Raw genomic sequence first — 4,404 nt, forward strand, 5'->3', positions numbered from 1 at the left:
TGCCCCCCAATCGCCAGCTTCTGGGTCCGATGCTCAGTGACGCGGCCAAGCTCCAGGCAGCCGATGCGAAACGCCGCAACGATCGGCCGGACCGCGCGGGGCGCAAACCATTCGAGCCGCTCTATGATGCCCAGGACGTGGCCCGCCTCATCGGGCGGCTCGATACGGTGCGAGCTGGTAAATGGATCGAGCCCCTGCAGGGACTCAAAGTGCGGCTATGGGACGCACATCATATTCTCGGCGCCGCTTCGGTCGAATTGCATCTCGACGGCCAGTCCCTGCTCTTCTCGGGCGATATCGGAGACGGCGCAACCCATCTTGCCGAGCCGTCATCTCCCGAAGGCGGGTGGGATCATGTGATTTGCGAGGCGACCTATGGCGATCGGGATCGCGATGTGCCGACGCCCGAGGATCGGCGCGATCAACTTGCCCGCGCCGTGAAGACCGCACTCGTGCGAGGCGGCAACCTCATCATCCCGGCATTCGCGCTGGAGCGCACGCAGATAATAATCGAAGACCTTGTCGCCTTGTTCGATGCAGGAAAGCTGGAACCGGTATCGGTATACATAGACGCGCCGCTCGCGGACAAGGTCACCCAAGCCTATCGCCGCTTCGATACTGCGCAACGCCACGGCCCGTCCCCGTTCGACCATCCCAAGATCCACTTCGTTCGCAGCATCGAACAATCGAAGTCGCTGAACCGCATTTCCGGGGCGATCATTCTCGCCGGCTCTGGGATGTGCACAGGTGGCCGCGTTCGTTATCATTTGCTGCGCAATTTGCCTCGCGCGGAATCGACAATCCTGTTCGTCGGTTACCAAGCGCGCGGGACCTTGGGCGCGGTGCTGCAAGGTGGCGCGCAACTCGTGCGGATATCAGGCGCGGACGTCCGAGTGCGCGCCGACATCATGTCGCTCGACACTTATTCGGCGCATGCCGATCATGCCGGCTTATTGCGCTGGATCGCCGCGCGCGCACCGATCAACGGCAGCCTGTTCCTCGATCATGGTGAGCCGCCTGCCGTCGCCCGGCTGGCGGCGGATGCCTCCACGCTACCCGGCATCCCCAAGCCAGTCACACCCTCGCTCGGCGAGCGTTTCCGGCTAGAGCCGCGCACCGCGTGTAGTCTTGCCGGGGCCGGGCGCGATGATGCCGCGCGGCTGATCGGCGGAGACGACTGGCATAATCGTGCTGCACGTCTCAGCGAGTTGCTCGACCGGCGTCTTTCGCAATTGCCATCCGACAGCGCGCGCGCCGACGCACTTGAAGCAATTGCCCGCGCGGTCGAAGCGCTGCCAGGGACGGAACTGGTTCGACCCAAGGCACAAGCCGGTGCCGCGCCCGCAGTGCTCGCAGCGTCTTAGCGGATACGGGCAATTGCGTATCGGCGCGTGCATGGCCGTGCAGCATTATGCCGTGCAGGCACTCCGCCCCGATCAAAGGCGCCCCTGCGATGAAGAATATCCTCCTTCTCGTTCATGATGACGATGGACAGGAAGCGCGGTTGTCGGCCGCGCTTGCCGTGCGAACAGCGCTCGATGGCCATCTCGTCTGTCTCGACGTCATCGTCACGTCCGACGGCTTTTACCGGATGGGCGGTGGACCGATCGGTATGCTGGTGCTCGAGGAAAGGCAGAAAGAAGAACGCCACAACAAGGCGGCGGTCCACGCACGATTGGTCGCGGACAATATTCCCTTCTCCTGGAACGATAGCGTCGGTGAGCTCGATACGATTCTGATCGATGCAGCTGGCCTCGCCGATCTCGTCGTTCTCAACAGCTATCTCTCGGACGATATCGCGGATCCGGACATGGCAGCGAAGATCCGCGCAATATTGCGCCGCGTATCGACGCCGATCCTGGCGGTGCCACGCCATCTCAAGGTGTTTGATGCACGCGGCAAGGCAATCGTGTTGTGGGACGGATCGCCCGACGCGGAGGCTGCACTGCGCGCAGCCGTCCCGCTTCTGGCGCGCGCCAGCGAGGTCACGGTCCTTTATGCCGATGATGGATCGCTTGGCGCCTCGTTGCACGATGCGACCAGCTATTTGCTCCATCAGAATATTATAGCGCATGCCGTTCGGCACGAGATTACGGGCAACGACGCGGCGGTATCAATCGAGCATTATTTGCAGCGTCACGAACCGGCTTATGTGGTGATGGGGGCGTTCGGTCATGCACGCGTCCACGACGTATTTTTTGGCAGCGTCACCCGGCATCTGCTCATGGCGAGCAGCGTTCCGCTCCTTCTTGCACGGCGGGCTTGAGTCGAGGCGACGCACGCTGCCTCAGGTCACCGCAGCAAGCGATGGCAAAGCGCCGACCGGCCTTCCGTAATTTTGCGAATACCGGGCTCAATCCACACAATCTAGCACGTTCAATGCGGCATCCTCGACCAGGAAAGGCACTCTTGCGATGAAAAACATTCTCCTCCTTGTCCATGACGATATCGGACAGGAAAGCCGCTTCCAGGTGGCGCTCGATCTATGCCGTGCAGTGAACGGGCACCTCACCTGTCTTGATGTCCTCTATATCCCACCGGCGATCGGCGGCGCAGGAATGTACGACACCTCCTATGTCGTGGGCACGCTTGTCGAGCGCGAGGCGGAGCGCGAGACCGAGAACAAGCACAAGCTCGAGGCGCGGCTTGCCGCGGAGGACGTGCCGTGGGACTGGATCGACGCCAGCAGCGACATCCCCTCATATCTCAAGAGTGCTGCGGAGCTCGCTGACGTCATCGTCGTCAACCGCCAGATTGGGAACTTCTGGTTTCCTGACGCGCCAAATGACGCAGCTGACCTCATCGTGCGCTCGGGCAAACCGATCCTCGCCGTCCCGGCGGAATGTAAACGCCTTGACCTCGACAGCGCGCTCGTTGCCTGGGATGGATCACCCTGCGCGGCAACGGCCCTTCGCGCCGCGGTACCTTTATTGCAGCAAACCGGGCAGATCACGATCTTCGAGGTGCAGGACGGATCGGTCACCACGCCCGCGGAAGACGCGGCGAGCTATCTGTCACGGCACAATATCCACGCGCAGATTCGGCGCATCGGCGCGATGGACAGCGGTGCCGGTGAGACGTTGCAAGCGGAGGCCAATTCCGGGCTGTTTGGCTATGCGGTGATGGGGGGATACGGCCATTGGCGGATCGTCGAAGCAATGTTCGGCGGGGTCACCCGCTCGATGCTGACTAAGAGCGCGATCCCCGTTTTCCTCGCGCATTGATCATCCGACGCCACAGGCCCGGGCGTCACCTGCCCGAGTCTTCGGCGTCCCGCAACATCTGGGCGATGATCGCGGCCATCGCCTCTTCAGCGCGGGTGCGGATCGTCGCTTCGGCTGAGGATAGGTCATGCCGCACCCATTGTGGCGCGCGCTCGACGGCAGCGAGTATGATCGGCTGGATATCGCCCATCAAGGGTGCTTTGCCAACGAGCGACGATTGGCGCCACAACGTAAAAATACACCACCCGCGCCGGGGCCGGCGCGAATACCTCAGCCCAACGCCGAACAGGTTTCTACCCCGCTCTCGGTAAACCCCGAGCGATGTCAGGCAACAAGCCCCCGGTGAGCTTGATCCGTTCGATCTAATCTATGTCCGGCACCGGGACGGTTATCGCTCCGGTGCCCCCCGTCAGGCCTCTATCGACCGCCTTACGATGCGTTCCGCGCCCTCGGCGGAAACTGTCTCGAACCCCATCTCATGTTCGAGCGCAAGCGCCGTCCGGTTGTCGGCGCTTTCGATCGATTCGATCGTCTCAATCCCTTCAGCGCGGGCATAAGCGATGACATGCTGCATCAGCGTCCAGCTCACGCCCCGGTCCTTGAATGCTGCATCGACCGATAGCGCGACCTCGGCGCGGGTGTGCGGGGGATTGCAGGCAACAAACGCGCTGGCGATCAGTCGGCCTTCGGTGAACGCCAGGAAATGCATGGCCCGGGCATAGTCGATTTGCGTCATCGCGACGAGCCGGTCGCGTCCCACTTCGCGCAAGCCCGTGAGGAAGCGGAAGCGCAAATCCTCCGGCGAGACGCGATGGAAGAATTCGGCGAGGAGCTCCTCATCGTCCGGGCGCACGGGCCGCACATGGAGCATGACGCCGCCGCGGGTCGTCAGGTCCGCGCTCCATTCGATCGGCATCGGCCGGATCGCCATTCGGCTCGACCGGGGCCACTCTGCAATCCGCACCCGCGCATCAAGTGCGATCACCTTCTCATGTCCCACAAGCAGCGGATTGATGTCGAGTTCGACGATATCGGGAAGATCGGCGACCATCGTCGCGACAGCCTCCAGCACGCGCACCACGCCGTCGACCGCCGCTGGGAGCACGTCACGATAACCCGCGAGCAACGCTGAGATACGCGTCCGCGCGATCATCGCCCGCGCAAGCTCGTCGTCGAGTGG

The 4,404-nt window shown here is 62.8% G+C and carries 5 protein-coding genes; 3 read left to right on the plus strand and 2 right to left on the minus strand.

The window, feature by feature from the left end; translation table 11 throughout:
• The 3 genes from BGN95_RS13340 to BGN95_RS13350 all read left to right on the plus strand — a co-directional run.
• Window positions 1–1,364, plus strand: a 1,364-nt coding sequence (locus BGN95_RS13340; RefSeq protein WP_286772888.1) for an MBL fold metallo-hydrolase, incomplete at its 5' end; no start/stop codon positions are given.
• An 89-nt stretch (window positions 1,365–1,453) separates the two neighbouring features.
• Window positions 1,454–2,266 (plus strand): universal stress protein, encoded by an 813-nt coding sequence (locus BGN95_RS13345; protein ID WP_286772889.1) that lies wholly within the window; start codon window positions 1,454–1,456, stop codon window positions 2,264–2,266.
• Between the two features lie 148 nt (window positions 2,267–2,414).
• Window positions 2,415–3,224 (plus strand): universal stress protein, encoded by an 810-nt coding sequence (locus BGN95_RS13350; RefSeq protein WP_286772890.1) that lies wholly within the window; start codon window positions 2,415–2,417, stop codon window positions 3,222–3,224.
• 25 nt (window positions 3,225–3,249) lie between these two features.
• On the opposite strand, the gene BGN95_RS13355 is transcribed toward BGN95_RS13350, so the two are convergent.
• Both BGN95_RS13355 and BGN95_RS13360 read right to left on the minus strand, forming a co-directional pair.
• Window positions 3,250–3,414 (minus strand): DUF6771 family protein, encoded by a 165-nt coding sequence (locus BGN95_RS13355; protein WP_286772891.1) that lies wholly within the window; start codon window positions 3,412–3,414, stop codon window positions 3,250–3,252.
• A gap of 219 nt (window positions 3,415–3,633) precedes the next feature.
• Window positions 3,634–4,404 (minus strand): GNAT family N-acetyltransferase (locus BGN95_RS13360; protein WP_286772892.1); only part of this gene is annotated, 771 nt, incomplete at its 5' end.

It is taken from the genome of Sphingomonas sp. 66-10 (assembly GCF_001897045.1).
In the GTDB taxonomy this organism is placed as follows: domain Bacteria; phylum Pseudomonadota; class Alphaproteobacteria; order Sphingomonadales; family Sphingomonadaceae; genus Sphingomonas; species Sphingomonas lycopersici.